Source organism: Stenotrophomonas sp. GD03819 (assembly GCF_029841665.1).
Taxonomy (GTDB): Bacteria; Pseudomonadota; Gammaproteobacteria; order Xanthomonadales; family Xanthomonadaceae; genus Stenotrophomonas; species Stenotrophomonas geniculata.
The window spans coordinates 1-19,470 of sequence record NZ_JAOCEW010000016.1 but is presented as its reverse complement, the minus strand read 5'-3'; the positions used below and the strand labels follow the sequence as shown (position 1 = coordinate 19,470).

General features: G+C 65.3%; 16 protein-coding genes. 12 read left to right on the top strand and 4 right to left on the bottom strand.

The features are described from left to right. The first annotated feature begins 1 nt into the window (after position 1). The 10 genes from N5D45_RS11105 (at position 2) to N5D45_RS11060 (ending at position 9,329) form a co-directional block, all read left to right on the top strand. Positions 2-976 carry a hypothetical protein gene (locus N5D45_RS11105; RefSeq protein ID WP_279938942.1) on the top strand — a complete coding sequence of 325 codons (975 nt, stop codon included), beginning with the start codon at positions 2-4 and terminating at the stop codon, positions 974-976. A 3-nt stretch (positions 977-979) separates the two neighbouring features. Further along, the gene (locus N5D45_RS11100; RefSeq protein ID WP_228355081.1) at positions 980-1,954 is read left to right on the top strand and encodes a hypothetical protein; all 975 of its coding nucleotides are present in this window, start codon (positions 980-982) and stop codon (positions 1,952-1,954) included. Then, the gene (locus N5D45_RS11095) at positions 1,954-3,654 is read left to right on the top strand and encodes a hypothetical protein (RefSeq protein WP_279938939.1); all 1,701 of its coding nucleotides are present in this window, start codon (positions 1,954-1,956) and stop codon (positions 3,652-3,654) included. The genes N5D45_RS11100 and N5D45_RS11095 overlap by 1 nt, the downstream gene beginning before the upstream one ends. Then, entirely contained in the window at positions 3,651-4,433 is a 783-nt protein-coding gene (locus N5D45_RS11090; protein ID WP_197655124.1) for a phage BR0599 family protein, read from the top strand. The genes N5D45_RS11095 and N5D45_RS11090 overlap by 4 nt, the downstream gene beginning before the upstream one ends. 11 nt (positions 4,434-4,444) lie before the next feature. Next, positions 4,445-4,675, top strand: coding sequence for a hypothetical protein (locus N5D45_RS11085; RefSeq protein WP_040006695.1), 231 nt, complete (start codon positions 4,445-4,447; stop codon positions 4,673-4,675). Further along, the gene (locus N5D45_RS11080; protein ID WP_279938938.1) at positions 4,672-4,836 is read left to right on the top strand and encodes a hypothetical protein; all 165 of its coding nucleotides are present in this window, start codon (positions 4,672-4,674) and stop codon (positions 4,834-4,836) included. Before N5D45_RS11085 ends, N5D45_RS11080 begins: the two co-directional genes overlap by 4 nt. Next, positions 4,836-5,048, top strand: coding sequence for a hypothetical protein (locus tag N5D45_RS11075; protein WP_268927260.1), 213 nt, complete (start codon positions 4,836-4,838; stop codon positions 5,046-5,048). The genes N5D45_RS11080 and N5D45_RS11075 overlap by 1 nt, the downstream gene beginning before the upstream one ends. Beyond that, positions 5,041-7,299 carry a hypothetical protein gene (locus tag N5D45_RS11070; protein WP_279938934.1) on the top strand — a complete coding sequence of 753 codons (2,259 nt, stop codon included), beginning with the start codon at positions 5,041-5,043 and terminating at the stop codon, positions 7,297-7,299. The genes N5D45_RS11075 and N5D45_RS11070 overlap by 8 nt, the downstream gene beginning before the upstream one ends. A gap of 5 nt (positions 7,300-7,304) precedes the next feature. Then, entirely contained in the window at positions 7,305-8,423 is a 1,119-nt protein-coding gene (locus tag N5D45_RS11065; protein WP_279938932.1) for a tail fiber domain-containing protein, read from the top strand. A 144-nt stretch (positions 8,424-8,567) separates the two neighbouring features. Next, positions 8,568-9,329 carry a DNA adenine methylase gene (locus N5D45_RS11060; RefSeq protein ID WP_279938930.1) on the top strand — a complete coding sequence of 254 codons (762 nt, stop codon included), beginning with the start codon at positions 8,568-8,570 and terminating at the stop codon, positions 9,327-9,329. A 272-nt stretch (positions 9,330-9,601) separates the two neighbouring features. Here N5D45_RS11060 and N5D45_RS11055 read toward each other — a convergent pair whose 3' ends face one another. The 4 genes from N5D45_RS11055 to N5D45_RS11040 are packed head-to-tail and all read right to left on the bottom strand — an operon-like array spanning position 9,602 to position 16,422. Then, positions 9,602-10,315 (bottom strand): M15 family metallopeptidase, encoded by a 714-nt coding sequence (locus N5D45_RS11055; RefSeq protein ID WP_219629286.1) that lies wholly within the window; start codon positions 10,313-10,315, stop codon positions 9,602-9,604. Then, a complete protein-coding gene (locus tag N5D45_RS11050; RefSeq protein ID WP_088497045.1) occupies positions 10,248-11,801 on the bottom strand; it encodes a serine hydrolase domain-containing protein in 1,554 nt (517 codons plus the stop codon). The genes N5D45_RS11055 and N5D45_RS11050 overlap by 68 nt, the downstream gene beginning before the upstream one ends. Positions 11,802-11,856: 55 nt before the next feature. Beyond that, positions 11,857-14,880 carry a TonB-dependent receptor gene (locus N5D45_RS11045; RefSeq protein ID WP_088497046.1) on the bottom strand — a complete coding sequence of 1,008 codons (3,024 nt, stop codon included), beginning with the start codon at positions 14,878-14,880 and terminating at the stop codon, positions 11,857-11,859. Positions 14,881-14,931: 51 nt separating this feature from the next. After that, positions 14,932-16,422 (bottom strand): transglutaminase-like domain-containing protein, encoded by a 1,491-nt coding sequence (locus N5D45_RS11040; protein ID WP_279938924.1) that lies wholly within the window; start codon positions 16,420-16,422, stop codon positions 14,932-14,934. A gap of 132 nt (positions 16,423-16,554) precedes the next feature. Here N5D45_RS11040 and N5D45_RS11035 point away from each other — a divergent pair, with 132 nt between their 5' ends. Together N5D45_RS11035 and N5D45_RS11030 are read left to right on the top strand one after the other, a co-directional pair. After that, positions 16,555-17,994 (top strand): SH3 domain-containing protein, encoded by a 1,440-nt coding sequence (locus N5D45_RS11035; protein ID WP_279938922.1) that lies wholly within the window; start codon positions 16,555-16,557, stop codon positions 17,992-17,994. Beyond that, positions 17,991-19,085: a dipeptide epimerase gene (locus N5D45_RS11030; RefSeq protein ID WP_279938921.1), complete on the top strand. Its 1,095-nt coding sequence runs from the start codon at positions 17,991-17,993 to the stop codon at positions 19,083-19,085. Before N5D45_RS11035 ends, N5D45_RS11030 begins: the two co-directional genes overlap by 4 nt. The last annotated feature ends 385 nt before the right edge of the window (positions 19,086-19,470 follow it).

Genomic DNA, 19,470 nt, shown 5'->3' with positions numbered 1-19,470 from the left:
CATGGCCTGGGCAACCGACACCGCAGCCAATATCACCGACCTCATGGCCCGCCTCCGGGATTTCCTGACCACCAACGCGGCCCTGGTGGCAGCGAACCAGCAGTGGCAGGTGGTGGGCGGCGTGGCCAGCGGCCCGATCGCGGCCGGCGATTTCGTGTCGCTCAAGGGTCGAGGGTTGGCTGGCGAGGATGAAATCTATGTGTCTTTGCTGGCCCGGGTCGTGCCGGCAAGCAACTACTACAACCTGACCTTGCGCGGGCACATTGCCTATAACCCGGCAGCGCCCAGCATCGATCCGCCCGGCGCCAATTCAAACTACATCTCGATCCTGGGGGTGAACTCCCCGATCAAGTACTGGTTCATCGCCAGCGGGCGTTGCTTCAAGGTCATCACCCGCATCAATGGCCGCTATGACGCCATGTATGCCGGCTTCATCCTTCCCGAGCATCTGCCCGGGGATTGGAGCTACCCGCTGTTCATTGGCGCGTCCTACCTCGGAAGGAACGCCCAGGCATCGCTGGATGACTACTCCCATTCGAACTTCTGGAATCCCAGTGCCGACGGGCGTTCCAACACGAGCCTGAGCCAATCCTATCTATTCACGCCGATGCAATCGTGGTTGCCGATACGTAATGCCTATGGGACTTCGGCCATTGTCACGGGACGGATCGCTTCACCGTGGTGCCGCAGCTTGCGCAACCAGAACGTGCGTGGCTGCCTGGATGGGCAGCGTTGGTTGCAGCGCGGGCAACTGATCGGCATCGGCTGGAGCTCGGGAAGTGTCGATCGCGGCAATCGGGTTGATGAGATGCCCGAAGGCGGCCAGTTCTACGGCAGCTTCGATGGCGTCTTCTACACCCCGTCCTTTGGCGCCACCGCCGAACAGATTGCAACGGTCGGCAGTGTCGATCACCTGCTGGTTCCCAATGTGTTCCGCACTGGTGATGGCGAGTTCGCCGCCTTCGCCCTGGAGTGAAAGATGGCCTACGCCGAGTTCAATAACGTTCCCAACGTCCAGACTGTCATCGACCTGGTGGTTCAGTTTGCCCAGGCCAACGGGTGGACCGTCGAGCGCAACAACCTTGTCGGAACCAATCGCACCGCAACGGTTCGCATTCCCGGGGTCTCCGACTACGTTCACCTGTTCAATGGTGACCAGACATCCTTGGGCTCACGGATTTCCATCGGGTACAACGGCGACGCAGCGGTCACCGCCCAGCCGCTGGCCTCGCCGCGCAATGCGTTTTCCTGGGTGCTCACTGGACCCTTCCCGCGGCTGAAACTGTTCGCCAACGGCACGGCCATCCACGTCGCCCTCGCCCAGGCCGTGGCGGGCGAGTACCGCCATCATGCCTTCGGTGTGCTTGAGAAGGCGGGCAGCTACGCTGGTGGGACCTATGCCGATGGCACCTACTGGAACAAGACCGGCAGCTACAGCGGCATGGTCACAACGTCCGGCAGCAACGTCGTCCTATTTGGTCACAATACCAGCGAGACCGGCTGTGGACATGTGCGCGCCGATTCGGTGGAGGATGGACGTGTCAACAGCTACCACCGGCTGTGCAACTACTACGGCGGTGCGCTCGAGACCGAAGGGCAGGCTGGAAGTGGTGTCGGCTCGATCTATCAAACCACGACGTCTTCCAACTACGACAGTCTGTGGCTGGGGTATGCCCTTGCAGGGGCCGACGAGAACACCTTCTCCGGCCGCAGCATCCTGCAGCCCATCGAGCTGAGCATTCGCCGCCCAGGCAGCAGTGCCTATCTGTCGCCCATCGGTAGGGTGCCTGGCTTGCGTGCGTGCTATCTGGAGAAGTTTGAGCCTGAGCAGGAGATCACCATCGGCGAAGAGACGTGGATGGTGTTTCCCTGGCTACGCAAGCTGGCCATGAGCAGCGTCACCAACGCGCCGCCGGCCAGCGGCAACTATGGCTGGGCGGTGAAGAAGTCCTGATGGCCCTTCTTCTCGCCAACCAGAGCAGCACCGGGCCGTACTGGCGTAGTGCCAATCTGGCGGTCCCGCGTACCCGCATCCCGGTACCGTTCACCGCCAGGCTGGCCAGTTCCGTATTCCGCCTGGGGACCACCCGTGAGACCACCATCGTCGAGCCCGAGCAGCGCTCAGCTGGCCCGGCACAGCGCACCTCGTTTGACGACTGGTACTACCGGATCCACGTCCTGCCTCTGCGCATTGACCTGGGCAACCTGGTCACCAACCAGGTGCGCTACGTCCAGGTCTGGAACTCCTACCTCCAGCAGCAGACCCTGGCCTCGGTGACCCTTGAGAACGGCGAAGGCGTCGAGCTGGTAGGCCCTGGCGCCCCGCCGTTGGCGTTCTCGGCCCTGCAACTGCGCCGTTGGCAGCTATCGGTCACGACAGAAGGCCCGCCGGTAATCGCGGCGTCGCTGTCCTACGACTTCGTGGCCCTGGGGCGCCGCACCGTCACGATCACCGGCAATCGCATGTCGGCGTGGATGCTGCCGCCGGATTGGGAGCGGCCTGTCACCGAAACGCTGGCCTGGGCGACCGACGTCCAGCAGTCGATCGGCGGCGGCGAAGCCCGGTTCCCATTGCGTGGTTCGCCGAGGCGCTCTTGGGAGTTCAGCGTGCTGGCCGACCGGCGCGAGCGCCAGGTGCTTGAACACGCACTGTTCGACTGGTCGGCGCGTACCTGGGCGCTGCCGGTCTGGAACGACGTGTCGTGGCTGAGTGCGCGTCTGGCGCTGGGCGTGCAGTCCATCCCGGTACAGGCCGCCACGCAGCGCGACTACCGTCCCGGCGGCCTGGCCATGCTTTGGAAGGACGTCACCACCTACGAGCTGGTGGAAGTGGCCGACATTGCCGCCGACAGTCTGCAGCTGGCCCGCCCCACGGCCAACGCCTGGGCACCTGGCACACGGGTGCTGCCCTGCAGGACAGCTCGCATTGCCGAGACCCCCAGCCTGGAACGCGTGACCGACCAGGTCATGCGCTCGACCGTGCGCCTGGCGGCGGTGGAGACCTGCGACTGGCCAGCAGCGGCGCCGGCGGCGGTCTATCGCGGTCGACCTGTGCTGGAGCAGCGCCCCGACCTCGACCAGGCGCAGACGGCCGAGTTCGGCCGGCAGCTGGTGGTGATCGATGGCGATATCGGCCCTGTTGCCGTCGATGACATCACCGGCAAGGCATGGCCACTGCAGTCACACGCCTGGCAAACCTGGGGACGCACCGAGCAGGCCAATCTGCGCAGCCTGCTGTACTGGCTGCAGGGTCGCGCGGCTGCACTGTGGGTGCCGTCTTGGGCCGACGACCTGGAGTTGGTCGAGCCAGCCCTGACCACCTCCAGCGGCATCGTGGTCGCCTGGGCGGGTGTAGCCCGCTTCGGGCGTGCTCAGTCCGGCCGGCGCCACCTGCGCATCGAGCTGTTCAGTGGCCAGGTGCTGTACCGGCAGCTGATAGAGGCCACAGAGCTGGATCCACAGCGGGAGTTCCTGCAACTGGACGCGCCGCACGGCATCGCCCTGCAGCCGAGTGCCATCCGCTTGATCAGCTGGATGGTGCTGGCCCGCCTCAGTTCCGACACCGTGGAGCTGTCCCATGAAACCGATGGTGAGGGCGTCGCGCGTTGCCGCGTTTCCTTCGCCGGCATTGGCGCTGAGGAGAGCGAACCGTGAGCCTGTTCTCCCGCCATGTCGAACTGTATGAATTTGGGCGCGGTTCCCAGCGCTGGCGCTACACGTCCAGCGATCGAGTCGAGATCTACGATGCGCAGCCGTTCAGCCCCGAGGCGATCAAACGCGGTCGCCTTGGCCAGTCGGCACAGGAGGCCAGGTCCAACCTGGAGGTGACCGTACCGCTGTCCATCTCTTTGGCGTCAGTCCTGCGGCCATATCCGCCGACCGATCGCATCGTCGTTCGCTGGCGGCGGATTCGGAAGAGCGACGGCGCGATCCGCGGCACCTGGAACGGCGTGCTGAGCGACTTCAGCGAGCGCCAGAATGATCTGCTCCTGACCTGCCAGAGCAATGCCGGCGCCGCTGCAACGAACGGCCTCCGCCGGTGCTGGCAGGCGCAGTGTCCGTTCGCGCTGTTCGACGCCGACTGCGGTCTGAATCCGGAGCTGTTCCGGGTCGATGGCGTGTTGTCAGCCGCATCCGCTCAGACGATCACGTCCACTGCCTTCGCGGCGAAGCCGGACGGTTGGTTCGTCGGTGGATTCATCAAGTGGGTCCAGGGCACGGCCGTCGAGTACCGCTTCGTGGTGGGCCATGTTGGGCCGACCCTCACCTTGCTTACCGCAGCGCCGCTCGCAGCGGGCGCGCTGGTATCCGCCTACCCCGGCTGTGGCCACGCCCTGCAGATCTGCCACGAGAAGTTCAACAACGCACCGAACTACGGCGGCCAGCACACCATACCGCCGAAGAACCCCTTCGGACCCGATCCCATCTTCTAAAGGAGCCTCCTATGTGGGTTCAAATCGTCGTAATGATCGTGGCGCTGATCGTCAGTTACGTGATGCGCCCGAAGCCTACGGTTCCGAAGCCGGCCGCCCTGGAGGACTTCAATGTCCCCACCGCCGAGGACGGTCGCGAGTGCAGCATGGTCTTCGGTACGAACTGGATCGATGATCCCAACGTGCTGTTCTACGGCGATCTGCGCACCACGCCGATCAAGGTCAAGGGAGGCAAGAAGTGAGTCTCCATATCAAGCCAGTCCTCCGGCGCTACTGGTTCGGGCACCCGATCTACTTCGAGTGTCACCGTCATGGCTACGGCTATCGTCGCCGCCTGCTGTGGGTCGAATTGGTGGTGGACTACCTCTATCTGGTAGATGGCAAACAGGTTTCGCTGTGGTGATGGTGACCGTCGAACACGCACGCGCGGCCAAGCTGGGCGAACACAGCGGCGTGCTGTGCGCCGCCGGCATCCGCAGCTGGATGGATCGTCACGGTCTGGATCTGCGTCGCTTCCTGGATGAAGGCCTGCCGGTAGAGCAGTTCGAAGCGCTGGACGACGCCTTCGCACGGCGCCTGGCGGCGATCGCCCGCGAGGAGGCTGGCCGTGGGTAGTGGCAAGAAACAGACCGTAGGCTATCGCTACTACATGGCCCTCTATATGGGCGAATGCCTCGGCCCGGTGGACGCGCTGCGGGAGATCCGCGTAGGCGACCGCAAGGTCTGGGACGGTAGCGCGCAAACGGCGTGGACCAAGGTGCTCGGGATGAACATCCCCAGGACGGTGCCTGCCACCGGCCCGATTACAGCGTCTCGCTCGATCACCATCCTGGCGCCGGAGATCTTCGGCGGCGACAAGGGCGAAGGCGGCATCGTCGGCACGCTGGAGGTGCGCATGGGCGAGCCCGCCCAGATGCCCAGCACCTACCTGCAGTCGCTGGTGCCCGGCCCGTGGCCAGCCGCCCGTGGCCTGTTCACGACAGTTTTCAATGGCCAGGTGTCGGCCATGAACCCGTACATCAAGAATTGGACGAAGAAGGTCTCGCGCTGGCGCCAAGGCTGGAAGAAGGGGCTTTGGCAGGGTGACCTGGTGCAGATCGATGAGGGTATGAACCCGGCCCACATCATCTATCAGGTGCGCACAGAGGGCATGGGCCACCCGATCGACGTGATCAACGACGAAAGCTTCCGCAAGGCGGCACAGACGTTGAAGAACGAAGGGTTCGGCCTGTGCCTGAAGTGGTCCCGATCCGTTCCTGCAGGCGAGTTCATGGACATGGTGTGCGACCACATTGGTGGCATGCGCATCGAGGACCCGGTGACGGGGCTGACCGAGCTGGTGCTGGTGCGGCCGGACTATGACCCAGCCACCCTGGAAGAGATCGGCCCGGCGAACATCATCGAGCTGCTGGAGTGGCAACAGCCGATGCTGGAAGGCAGCGTCAATGAGATCACGGTCGTCTACCGGGATATCGCCACCAACAAGGACGCAGCTGTCACCTACCAGAACCTGGCCAGCGTTCAGGCGCAGGGCCGGGTCGTCAGCAGTCGCAAGAACTATCCCGGCCTGTGGAACGCAGCACTCGCGGGGCGGGTTGCGGCGCGCGAAGTAGCTGCAGTGAGCAGTTTGCCCTGCAGGGTGAAGATCCGGGTGCGTCAGGATGCCGGCCCCTTCAAGCGCGGGCAGGTGCGTGCCCTGTCGTGGCCACGGCGCGGCGTTGCCCGCATGCCCGTGCGCATCCTGGACGTCGACGACGGCACACAGACCGAGACGGCCGTGGTGTTGACCGTCGTCCAGGACGTCGCCGGCATGGCCGCTGCCAGCTACATCCAGCCTTCCGAGAATGCTTGGGTGGAGCCGGATACCAAGCCCAAGCCGGTCACCGTGCAGCGCCTGCAGGAGGCCAGCTACCGCGACCTGGCCACGACTCTCGGGGCGTCGGAGCTGGCTGCTGTGTCGCCTGACGTCGGCTACCTGACCTCGATCGGTGTACGGCCGACCTCAGTGGCGTTCGGCTACACGCTGCAGACCCGGCTGGGAAGCGCGCCGTTCGCCGAGGCGGGCGCAGCCGACTTCGCCCCCACTGGCCTGCTGATCACCGCAATGACGGCCACCACAACGGCGATCGCGCTGTCCGCCGGCGTCAGCCTGGACATGGTCGAGGTCGGCACCGAGGCGCTGATCGATGACGAGCTGGTCCGGGTGGTCTCGATCGACCCGGTGGCGGCGACGCTGACTGTGGCCCGTGGCTGCGTGGATACCGTGCCGATGCCGCACGCAGTGGGCACGCGGGTGTGGTTCACCGACGAATACGTCGGCTTCGACGGACGCGAGTACCTGGCCAACGAATCGCCCCAGGCCAAGCTGATCACCCGCACCAGCCAGGGCGAGCTGAACCCGGACCTGGCCACGACGATCGGGCTGACGCTGCAGCGTCGCCAGATCCGGCCCTATCCGCCCGGCCGCTTGCGCGTGCAGGGCGAGGCCTACCCGCCGGAGGTGTGGACCTTCGGCACTGAACTGACGGTGCAGTGGGCGCACCGCGATCGCATCCTGCAGGCCGACCAGCTGGTCGACACCACGCAGGGCAACATCGGGCCGGAGCCTGGCACCACCTACACCGTTCGCTGGTACCTCGCCGGGGCGCTGGTGCGGACGCAGGCGGGCATCGCCGGCACGACCGACACCTGTACGCCGCCCGCCGGCAGCGGTGGAAAACAGATCCGTGTCGAGGTCGAGGCCATCCGTGACGGCTACCGCAGCTGGCAGATCCAGCAGCACACCTTCCTGTACCGCGCGCAGCTGGTGACCGAGGCAGGCGATCGCCTGGTCACCGAAGCGGGCGACCCCCTGATTCTGGAGTAACGAAAATGGTCGACGTAAAGATTTCTGGCTTGCCGGCCGCAGATGCGCTGACAGGTAACGAGCTGCTCGCTGGCCTCCAGGGCACCAAGAACGTGAAGGTTCTGGTCAGCGCGATTCGGGCGGGACTGCTTAACGTGGCTGGCATGGACCCACCTGCCGCCGACAAGTCCCTCTACTACACCGGTTTGGCGTGGGCGACCTACGACCTTACCAGCGTTGGCCGCACCCTCCTTGCCGCCACTACCCAGGCCGCGCAGCGGACGGCGCTGGGTGCGGCGGCCAGCGGCGCAAACACGGATATCACTTCGATCTCAGTTGATGATCTTGTTCTGAATGGAGTTACGAGGCTCACACTCCAAGTGGCTGGTGGCACGACAACGGGCCCGAGAATCACCAGTTATCCAGCTAGCAACCCATCATTCCCCGGCAACATCTACTACGACCTTCCTGTAAGTTCCAGTCAGATGCTTATTGGTCTTTACGCAGGATCAGTCAAGAATTTGCGCGCATATGCGACAGGAATTACGTGGATCAGCGACAGGGTAATCGTAGACAACCCTGCGAATAATGTTCGACCAAATACTTCGAATTCCACTGCGTTAGGGGCATCGACGGCGGTTTGGTCGAATCTCTACGTTCAGAATGCACCCATTGTCGGTTCCGACGAGCGCCTCAAGACTGAACCGCGCCCGCTGTCGGAGGCTGAGCGCAAGGCAGGTTCGAAGCTGGCCCGGCTTCCGGCGATCTGGGAGTGGCTGACTGGCGACCGGCTGCACGCTGGCCCGACTGTGCAGGCAGCAATGGCCGTGATGAGCGTGCACGGCCTCGATCCGTTCGCCTATTCGTTCATCTGCTACGACGAGTGGGAGGCTGAGCCGGAGCAGTGGCACGAGTGGCCCGCCAGGGACGCGTTGCTCGATGACGATGGCACCGAGCTTGAACCAGCGGTCGAGGCTGGGCGCGAGCTGATGCAGCGCGCACGCGAAGCGGGCAACCGCTACAGCTTCCGCAAAGAGGAACTGCTGTGCTTCATGGTCTCGGCGCTGGCGGCGGAGAGCGATGCGATGGCGTCCAAGGTGGAGGCGTTGGACGCCCGCCTGATGGCCCTCGAGTCCGACAAGTAGTTCGAGAACTGGGCGTCGGCCGATCAGCGGGAACTGATCGGCCGACGCCGCAACACACGCGACAGCCCGCGTGCAATTGGCCAAGGCCCAGCCCCCTCGCGCGGGGAGGCTCAGTCTGGCCGAGATTCATCGCAGAGGCTGAGAATGAAGACCACAACGCTGTTCCCCTGGCCGGGCGGGAAGACCCGCCTACTGCCGCACCTGCTGCCGCTGGTGGCCGAGAACCCCCACCGTACCTATGTCGAGGCATTCGCTGGTGGCGCGGCTCTGCTGTTCGCCAGGGAGCCGGCCAGGGCTGAAGTCCTAAACGACTGCCACGGCGAGCTGGTGCGCTTGTATCGGGTGGTGGCCAACCACCTGGAAGAGTTCGTCCGCCAGTTCAAATGGGCGCTGACGAGCCGCGAGATGTTCAGATGGTGCCAGCTCCAGCACCCGGACACCCTGACCGACATCCAACGTGCCGCACGCTTCTATTACCTGCAGCGACTAGCATGGGGTGGCAAAGCGACTGGCCAGACCCCCGGTTTCGGCCGGGGCGGCAAGGGCCTCAACCTGCTGCGCATTGAGGAGGATCTGAGCGCTGCGCACCTCCGGCTTCACAAGGTCACCGTCGAGCACCTGTCCTGGCAGCAGTGCGTGGCCAAGTACGATGCCTCCGACAGCCTGTTCTTCCTCGATCCGCCGTACTGGGAGACCGAGGGGTACGGCGCTCCCTTTGGCATGGACCAGTACCAGGAGCTGGCCCGCCAGATGGCAGGGCTGCGTGGTGCAGCCATCCTGACGATCAACGACCACCCGGCCATGCGGGAAGTCTTCAGTCAGTTCAGGGACCGGGTGGTGCCAATCCGCTACACCATCGGCCGCCAGGCTGTTCAGCGGCGGGAGCTGATCTACACGACCTGGTAGGGAAGCCAGGGCACGGGGCGGTTCCGCCCCGTGCAATTTCATTCCGCTGGGCGCAACATTGGTGATCCACCGTTTATCTCACCAGCGGCGGGCGATTTATCGCGCGCCGTTACACAATCGGCAGCCACAGTAGATCCACGCCATGCGTGGATGAGTCTCCATCGAGATCGAATAATTCGACGATTGAACAAAGAGCAGCCGAGCATGGGCTCGGCCCTACAACGGACCGCGCGGGAAACTGTCAGAGGCTGGGCGGTGCCCTGCCGTTACCCCTACCGTACCGGAACGTCGTACGCGGTACCGGGATCCGGTTCCGGCTGGAACGTGTAGTGCCACCACTCCTGCGGATAGTTCACGAAACCACGCCGTGCCATTGCCTGCACCAGTTGCCGCCGGTTCGCCTGCTGCGTCTCACTCAGCCCGCTCGTCTGCGTATGCGCACGCGGCCCGAAGAAGTCGAAGTCAGTGCCCATGTCCAACGGCGTGCATGCACCGCTGCGGCAATCCAGCAGGCCCAGATCCACCGTGGCACCGCGGCTGTGGCCGGAGCGCTCGGCGATGTAGCCGTCGGCCAGCAGGCGCGGCTTGTCCAGGCCCGGATACTGCTGTGCCTTGCGCGAGAGCTCGCGCGGATCGTTCACCCAGGCCATGAAGGCCTGCACCGAACGCACCGGCCGGTAGCAGTCGTAGAGGCGCAGGCCGAAGCCATCGGCGCGCAGGTCCTGCTCCACCTGGGCCAGCGCCTTCGCCACCGGCGCCAGCAGGTAGCACGAAGGCGCCTCGTAGCCGGGCACGCGCGCGCCGGTGAAGTTGTTGGCACCCGCATAGCGGATGTCCAGGTCGATGCGCGGCGACAACGTACGGATCTCCACCAGCCCGGCGCTGGCCGCGTCGGTGGCCGGTGAAACGCGCGGTGGCTCAGCGGCGCTGGTGGTCGCTGCCAGGGCAATCGCCAGTACGAGTGAAATGCAGGTCCTGGAAGTCATAGCTGAAGTCGATGTCCGGATCGATGGCGCGCAGGTCCAGTGTCGGTGCCAGGCCCTCACCCGGCTGCAGCCACGCCTGCGCGTCTTCGCCCAGCGTATCCCAGCGCAGCAGCCAGCGCCCCTGCAGCTGCAGCACAGCCCCCTGCAGCCGGGGCGACTTGTCCACGCTGAAGCGCAGGCCGTCCTTGCCCGGGCACAGCGAGGCCGGCCCCAGCCACGGATCGGTGTAGCGGCCGTGCCAGCGCGGCAGATCGGCGTCCGATGCCGGCCGTGCCTCCGACGTCGCCGGCCGCTGATGGCCGCCTGCCGCGCGCGTAGCCTGGTCTGCCTTCAGTTCGGCCAGGTACGCCAGTGCCGGACGCGCCTCATCGGGGGCGGTGAAGCGCTTCAGCGCGGCCTGCATCAATGCGGTGCGCGCATCCTCGCCTTCACCGTTGATCAGCATCACCACGCCCACCTTGCGGTCAGGCAGCAGCGCCAGCGACGAGTACATGCCCGACAGGGTACCGGTGTGCGCCACCTTCCACTGCCCGTCCATGTCCGACACCCGCCAGCCATACCCATAACCGTAGAAATGCGCGTTGTCCCAACGCCGCTGGCGTTCACCCAGCGGCATCGGCATGTGCAGGGTCCACAGCGTACGGCGCTGCTCAGCATCCAACCAGCCAGGTGCCAGGGCAGGATCGAGCAGCACCTGCATCCAGCGCGTCATGTCGCGCAGCGAACAGCGGATGCCGCCGGCGGCCATCGACGGTAGATCCGGGCTGATCGCACCATCGGCGTTCACCACCGCATTGTGGTCGCCATGCCAAGCGTGTGGCTGCGCCACGTTGCCCACCCGCTTCACCGACCACGCCCCCACCTGGCAGCGGGTCATGCCCAGCGGCTCGAACACCTGCTCGCGCATCAGCTGGTCATACGGCTTGCCACCCGCCGCAGCGGCCAGTTCGCCGGCCACCACGTACATCAGGTTGTCGTACGCATAGCGGCTGCGGAAACTGCTGACCGGCTTCAGGTGCGCCAGCCCCGCGATGATGTCGGCACGGGTGAACGCGTTCGGCTCCGGCCACAGCATCAGGTCACCGGCGCCCAGGCCCAGGCCGCTGTTGTGGATCAGCAGGTCGCGCACCTGCATCTGCTCGCCCACCCACGCATCGTGCATGCGGAAGCCCGGTAGATGCCGCCGCACCGGATCCTCCCAGCGCAGCTTGCCCTGCTGCACCAGCCGCGCCAGCAGCGCGGCGGTCATCGCCTTGCTGTTGGAGGCGATCTTGAACAGCGTGTCCTGGTCGATGCGGCCGCCGTCGCCGCGCGCGCCCTCGGCGTGGCGATAGACCACCTGCCCGTTGTCGACCACCGCGATGGCCAGCCCGGGCAGGTGCTCGTGCTGGACCACGGCGGCGACGTCGGCCTCGAGGGAGGCGATGTCGGTCGCCGAAGCGGACGGTGCGGCCAGTGCCGCCGCGACGATCAGCAGGTGGTACATGCGCGCAGCCCCTCCATTGCCCGCGCCGTCACGGTGGACGGCGCGGATCGTGGCCTCAGAAGTTCCAGGTCACCACCAGCTGGGTGTAGCGCGGGGCCTGCCAGCGCGTCCCGGTGGCGAACGTCGCCTCGCGGTACTGGCCGGGCTGCGCTTCATAGCGCTGGTGCACGTTGATGGTCTTCTGGTTGTTGAACAGGTTGTACACCGACAGCCGTGCACTGAGGTCGATGCCCTCCACCGGCAAACGCCAGGTCACATTGGCGCCCATGGTCCAGGTCCACGGCAGGCGACCGAACGCACCGCGTGGGCTGTACTCGAACTGCCGCTGGTTGTACGGGCCGGAACAGTTGGCCACGCACAGCCAGCCGGTGCCACCGCCGCTACCTTCGCTGGAGGTACTGCCACCGGCGATGGAATCGTTCGGCCACATCACGCCGTAGGCAGTGATCGGGCCACCGGACTGCACCTGCAGTGTGGTTCCGAACGACCATTGCTCGTTCAGCGCGTAAGCGGCACGCAGCTTGAACTGGTGGCGGAAGTCGTTGAACAGCACGCCATAGCGCTCGTTGGTGGCCGGATGGTCCCAGAACTGAACCATGCCCGTGTCACCGTAGTTGGTATCGGAATTCACAGGGCCTTCGAAATTGCCCTCGCTCTTCGACCACAGGTAGGACGCGTTGAACATCCACTTCTCGTCCCAGGCACGGTCGATCTGGAACTCCAGTGCCTTGTAGGTGCGCTTGGGCTTGGAGTAACCGATCACCTCGCCGCTGCCGCCCTTCCGATAGCCGCTGTTGGCGGTGTCAATGGTGATCCAGCCTTCGTTGGCGCAGCCGATGCTCTTGTCGCCCCAGATCGTCAGGCTCTCGCCCGGGTTGGCGATCGGCCACAGCGTGCTGGGGGTCGGGCCGCATGGGGTGTAATTGATGCGGATGTCGTCCAGCGCACGGGTCATGCGTCGATAGGTGGCGTTGACGCCCCACGACCATGCCTGGTTGATCATGTTCTGGAAGCCCAGGATGTACTCGTCCTGGTAGACCGCCTTGAGGTCGCGATCCACACTCTGGCGCAGGTCGGCACCGCCGGTGTTCATGCGGGTGTCGGTCGGCCCGATCTGCTGGCCGACGACCGGTGCCATGTACGGTGAGCCGGTCGGCGAGGTTTTCCGCTCCCAGCCATTGAGCACGTAGTAGCTGTACTCGTCGGTCAGGCCACCTGCGAAATTCACGTTGATGTTGTTGGTGACAGGCAGGTAGTAGCGGCCGGCGTTGCCGAACAGCTTGGTGCTGCCATCACCGCGCATGTCCCACGAGAAGCCGACGCGAGGTGCGATCAGGTCATCCATCTTGATGAACGCCTTGCCGGCGGCGGTACGGTTCTCGAAACGGTCCCAGCGCACGCCCAGGTTCAGCATCAGGTTCGGGGTGATGTTCCAGATGTCTTCCACGTACAGCGCATTGGCTTCGGTCTCGAACGTGCCGCCCGACTTGCGGTTGCGCGCACGGAGCATTTCGGTAACGCCAGCCGGTACGTAGGCATTGGCACCGTCCCAGACTTCATCGCCGGGGCGCGCCACGTAGGCGGTGTAGCTCAGTTCGGTCGGGCCGGGGTAGCGGGTGGACTGCTTTGTGGTCATCAGCTCACGGTCGACACCGAAGCGCAGCAGGTGGTCACCCAGCTGCCATTCGAAGTCCAGTCGCGCCACGTCACGGGTATCGTCACGCTCGGCCACTGCCGTGCCCGTGGGGTGGCAGCCTGCGCGCAGGCCCTGCAGCTTGCTCAGGCGCGGGCCGTAGGTACTGTCGGTGAACACGGGGCTGCAGGCCTGATCCAGCGATGAATTGGTGAAGGCACGCTGGTTGTTCTGGCCGACCATGGCGCGCGCGGTGAAGTTCTGTCCGAAGTGGCCGGTGTAGGTGGCCGACCAGTTGCGGCCGCCGGTCTCGGTGACCGAATCGCCGCCCCAGGCGCCGAGCTGGTCGGCGTTCCAGTTGTAACCGTACGACGCATTGGTGACATCGCCCTCATCCGAGAACGCCAGCAGCGCCAGGCTGTGGTTGTCGTTGATGTTCCAGTCCAGCTTGGTGCCCCAGAAGCCGTTGCCGGAATCGTTCTTGAACCAGGTACTGCCATCGGACGAGGTGTTGTGTCCCTTGTCGCTGCGGTCTTCGTACATCGCGAACAGGAACAGCTTGTCCTTGACGATCGGGCCGGAGCCCCACACGTTGGTCTTCAGGAAGGAGTTGTTGTCGCGGCTGCCGTAGGAATGCGGGGTGCCGTCGCGGTGGAAATGATCGCCGCCACTGGCGCGCCACGCACTGGGCTCGGCGGTGACTTCAACACCGCCCTCGAATTCGTTGCTGCCCGAACGGGTCACCGCATTGATCACGCCACCGGTGGAGCGGCCGAACTCGACCGAGTAGCCACCGGTCTTGACCTGGAACTCCTTGAAGAAGGCGAACGGCGCGGTGCTGAAGCCGCGACGGGTATACATGTCGGTGACATTCAGGCCATTGATGAAGACCGCATTCTCGGCCACCGATGAACCAGCGAATGACAGGCCGCCGAATGACGAGTTGCCGCCGACCACGCCCGGCGCCATCAGCGCGACCGCAGACAGGTCCTGCGCCACCGGCAGCCGCGAGATCTCCTGGCGGTTGATGTTGAAGGATGTCTCGGTGGAGTAGACGTCCACGCGGTTGACCACTCGGGTGCCGACCACCTGCAGCGCATCGAGATTGGTGACGCCGCCGCCACTGGCCAGGTTGACCGTGGTGGTACCACCTACTGCCACACTGACAGCAATCTGATCGCCCAGCTTCTGGCCATCGCGGCTGAGCTGCAGCTGGTAGTCACCTACCGGCAGCTGGCCGAGGCGGTAGCTGCCGTCGGCGCCGACGGTGACGGTACGGGTCAGACCCGTACTGTTGCTGACCACGGTCACCTGGTCACCCGCGGTTGCACGGCCGGCAACTGCGCCGCTCACGTTCTGTGCCATCGCGATGCCGGGCAGCACTACGCCCAGACACGCCCCAAGGGCGACGCACAACGCCGCCCGCTTGATGCTGTAAGCCTTCATCCCCTGCTCTCTCCTGCAAGAATTGAATGGTGTGGAATGCGATGTGTCGCGCTAGCGTTGCCTGGCTGGCAGTACCCGCCACTGGAAGTCGTAGCTCCATTGGTCGAAGTACAGGTTGCCGCCTGCCCACTCGGCCTCGCCGCGCTGCGAGTCGACCGTTTCCGAGCGGAAGTGCTGCTTGGCCGGCACGAAGGGCTGGCCGAAATCGTCGTTGAAGGCGATGCGGTAGCCGTCGAGGCCACCCAGATAGAAATTGCGCAGTGCAGGCACATCGCTGGCCAGCGCGCCGGTGGTCACGTCCATCGGCAGCCAGCCGTAGGGCGCCAGGTAGACCTGCCCCCAATCATGCAGGTTGTTGTAGCCGCTGCCATCGTCGGAGAACACCATCCCCGACTGCCAGCGCGCGGGAATGCCGTTCATGCGTAGCAATGCGATCAGCAGCAGGGTCTGCTGGCCGCAGTCGGCATGGCCAGCGCGCAGGGCGTAATCGCTGATGTTGCTGAGCGTGGAGTATTCGCGCGCGCCCGCCCATGGAATGCGATCGACCGCCGCGAACAGCTTGCGCACTACTTCATACGGGCGCGCCTCGCCCTGCAGCACCTGGTCGGAGAACAGCTTCAGCGCGGGGGTGAAGCGCACATGCGGCAGCTGTTCGGCCAGGTAGGGCTTCAATGCGGGATCGTTCGGTGTGGCCTGCACCTTGGCGGGATCGATCGCGGTATGCCGCGCGAAGATCGTCACCGCGTAGCGGATCTCGAAGCGGGTCGGCTGCCCGGCCACCGCTTTGGCTTCCAGATAAGCGGTGCGCTGCAGGGTGCTGGCTGGCGCCACGCGTGCCTTACCGGGCGCGCTGCCCAGCCACTGCACCTGCTCCTGCTGGCCCGGAATCTCGCGCGGGTACGGAATCCAGGCGCGCACGGTTTCGCCGGCCGGTACGGCGTCGGCCTTCACCGTGAGCGACTGGGTGAATTCAATGCGCTGCGGCAGTACCGACGCCTGCCCACTCTGCTGGGCCGCGGCAAGCACGTGCGCGTGATGTGCATTGAGCACCTCGTTCGGGCCCGGCGCCGGCACCGGTGCGTCCGCGCGGCGGCGTGCGCGTGCCTCATCGCTGAGCAGGAACAGGTTCGACGGTGCGCGCTTGAAGTACCAGCGCGTGCCGTCGATATCGAGGTGTTCAATCAGGCCGAGCTGGTCCCAGCGCGCGAATTCCTCGTCGGTGAGGCCGGGAATCCAGCGGCGCACGGCGGCCTTCGCGGCGGTTTCGTCGAGGGAAAAATCCAGGCGGATGCGACGCATGCGTTCTTCCTGGAACGCGATGTCGTCGAAACTGACGCCAGGCTCCGCCGCGTCGGCGGCCGACCATGTGTTCAGTTCGCTGTGAGCTTCAAAGAACCGTCCCGCGTCGATCATCTGCACGACGCGCGCAAACTGGATGGCTGAGGGCGGCGGCTCCGCTCCCGCCGACCACGCCCACAGCAGCAGCGCGGCACAGAGACCGGCGGCGGCAGGCAGACACGGTTTGCGAACGGCAGACTCCACAGCGACACTTCCCCAGCGCGGGTGGTAACGGCTGTGTAACACGGGCCGGGATGCCGGTCAATAATTTATTCTTGATTTCGAAGCCGAAAGGAATAAATATTCCAACAGGCATTCGAGGAGGGTGTGCACCGCATGAGCCTGGATTCCCGCGAACCGCGCCGGCGTTGGCCGCGCCGGTTGACCCTGGCCCTGTGCCTGCTGGCCGCCCCGGCCTTTGCACAGCCTGCCGTGGCACCCGATCCCGGCGCACCGCTGCCCTATGTGATCGGCCTGCACGAGGCCTACCTGACCCCGCAGTACTGGGCCGCGCGCCTGGGCAACGCCGATGCGCCGATTCTGGACCGCGCGCAGATCGAGGCACAGAACGCGCGGATGCGGGCACAGGACAGCCACATCCAGGACATCGCCGCACTGCCCACCCAGCTTGATGCAGCGACGGTGCGTGCCAGCATCACCGCGCTGTCGAGCTGGCCCACCCGCCCCCTCTACAGCGACAAGGGCACGACCATCGCGCCGGCCCTGCGCAGCGCGATCGAAGCCAACCTCGGCCTCGATGCGATTCCCGCGAAGGTGACACCGGCCTACGGGCTGGTGGTGAAGCGCGCGGCACTGCGTACCTTCCCCACCCGCGAGCGGGTCTTCAGCACTGCCGGTGACACCGACATCGACCGCTTCCAGGAATCGGCACTGTTCCCCGGCGACAAGGTCGCGGTGGTCCATCGCAGTACCGATGGCCGTTGGCTGTTCGTGCACAGCGAGCGCTACAGTGCGTGGATCGAAGCCGACGCCATCGCCAGCGGCGACAAGGCCACGGTGCTCGGCTATGGCACAAAGCGCCCGTATCGGATCATTACCGGCGCCACCGCACAGACCGCCTACACCCCGGAGGAACCGCGCGTCTCGCGCCTGCAGCTGGACATGGGCGTACGCCTGCCGGTGCTGGCCGACTGGCCCGCCGCCGAACCGGTGAACGGCCAGCAGGCGCATGCCTCGTGGGTGGTGCAGCTGCCGGTGCGCGAGGCCAACGGGCGCCTGAAGCTGGTGCCGGCGCTGCTGCCGCGCTCGCAGGACACCGCCGCCGACTACCTGCCGCTGACCCCGCGCCTGCTGCTGCAGCAGGCCTTCAAGTTCCTGGGCGAACGCTACGGATGGGGCCACGACTACGACACCCGCGACTGCAGCGGGTTCGTTTCCGAGATCTACCGCAGCTTCGGCGTGCTGCTGCCGCGCAATACCAGTGCACAGGCGGTCAGCCCCGCGCTGGATCGCCTGCCCTTCACCGGCAAGGACGGCAAAGCGGTACGCGACCGCGCCGTCACCGACCTGCAGGTGGGCGACCTCGTCTACATTCCCGGGCACGTGATGATGGCCATCGGCCATGTCGACGGCCGCACCTGGGTGATCCACGATACGGCGGGCGGCAGCTGGTTCGGTGCCGACGGCGCGCGCGTGCAGGCCCACCTCAATGGTGTTTCGGTCACGCCGCTGGAGCCGATGATGGCCAGCGATACCGTCCGCTACATCGACCGCATCACCAACATCCAGCGCCTGCGGGCCAAGACTCCTGAATGAAGATCACTGCCATCGAACTGGGCATGCTGCGCGTGCCGCTGAAGACACCGTTCAAGACTGCCCTGCGCACGGTGGAAACCGTGGAAGACGTGGTGGTTCTGATCCGCACCGACACCGGCCACACCGGTTACGGTGAAGCCCCGGCCACTGCGGTGATCACCGGCGATACGCACGGCTCGATCATCGAAGCGATCCGCCACTTCATCGCCCCGCGCCTGATCGGCCAGGACGTGGTCAACCTCAACCATCTGTGCACGCTGGTGCAGACCGCGATGGAGCGCAACACCAGCGCCAAGGCCGCGGTGGAAATCGCGCTGTACGACCTGTGGGCGCAGCTGCACGGTGCGCCGCTATATCAGATGCTCGGTGGCGGCGACCCGGTGATCACCACCGACATCACCATCAGCGTGGACTACATCGACAAGATGGTGGCCGATTCGCTGTCGGCGATCGAGCGCGGCTTCGAGTCGCTGAAAATCAAAGTCGGCAAGGACATCGGCCTGGACATCGAACGGGTCAAGGCGATCCATGCGGCGGTGGAAGGCCGCGCCCTGCTGCGCCTGGACGCCAACCAGGGCTGGACCGCCAAGCAGGCGGTGCATGCGATGCGCACGCTGGAAGAGGCCGGCGTGGTACTGGAGCTGCTGGAGCAGCCGGTGAAGGCAGCGGACATCAGTGGCCTGAAGTACGTCACCGACCGCGTCAACACGCCGGTGATGGCCGACGAAAGCGTGTTCAGCCCCAGCCAGGTGATGGACCTGATCCAGCAGCGCGCGGCCGACATCATCAACATCAAGCTGATGAAGACCGGCGGCCTGTCCAACGCGATCCGCATCGCCGACATCGCCAGCATCTACGGCGTGCCGTGCATGATCGGCTGCATGATTGAATCCAGCATCAGCGTCGCCGCCGCCGTGCACCTGGCGGTGGCCAAGAGCGATGTGATCACCAAGGTCGACCTCGACGGCCCCTCGCTGGGCCAGTTCGACCCGGTCAGCGGCGGCGTACATTTCAACGAATCGGAGATCAGCATCAGCGACGTGCCGGGGTTGGGCATCACCGAAGTGCGTGGGCTGGAGATGCTGGGTTGAACCGCGCAGTCGAGCATGGCTCGACTCTACAAGGGCCACGGGTGACTGACGCCTGGTCGGGCGTTACTTTTCTTTTTGCGAAAAGAAAAGTAACCAAAAGAAACGCTCCGCCGACCGCGAGCCGGTGCTACGCACCGGTTCCCTGCGCTCCTCGGCCCGTCGAGGGACGGCGCGGGAACTCGCTACGCTCAGACACCCGCGCCTCTTCGCCCTCGCCGGACCTGCGGTGCTCGGCTCGCTTGAAGGCGGACTCAACGTCAAAGGCAACAACTGCATCCTGTAGATCCACGCCATGCGTGGATGCTTCTGCTCTAATCCGTAACCCCTTCGCGGCTGGCGCGCGCGCAATCTTTCCGGGGTCGGGCGGGTGGGGCTTGCAGGGGTG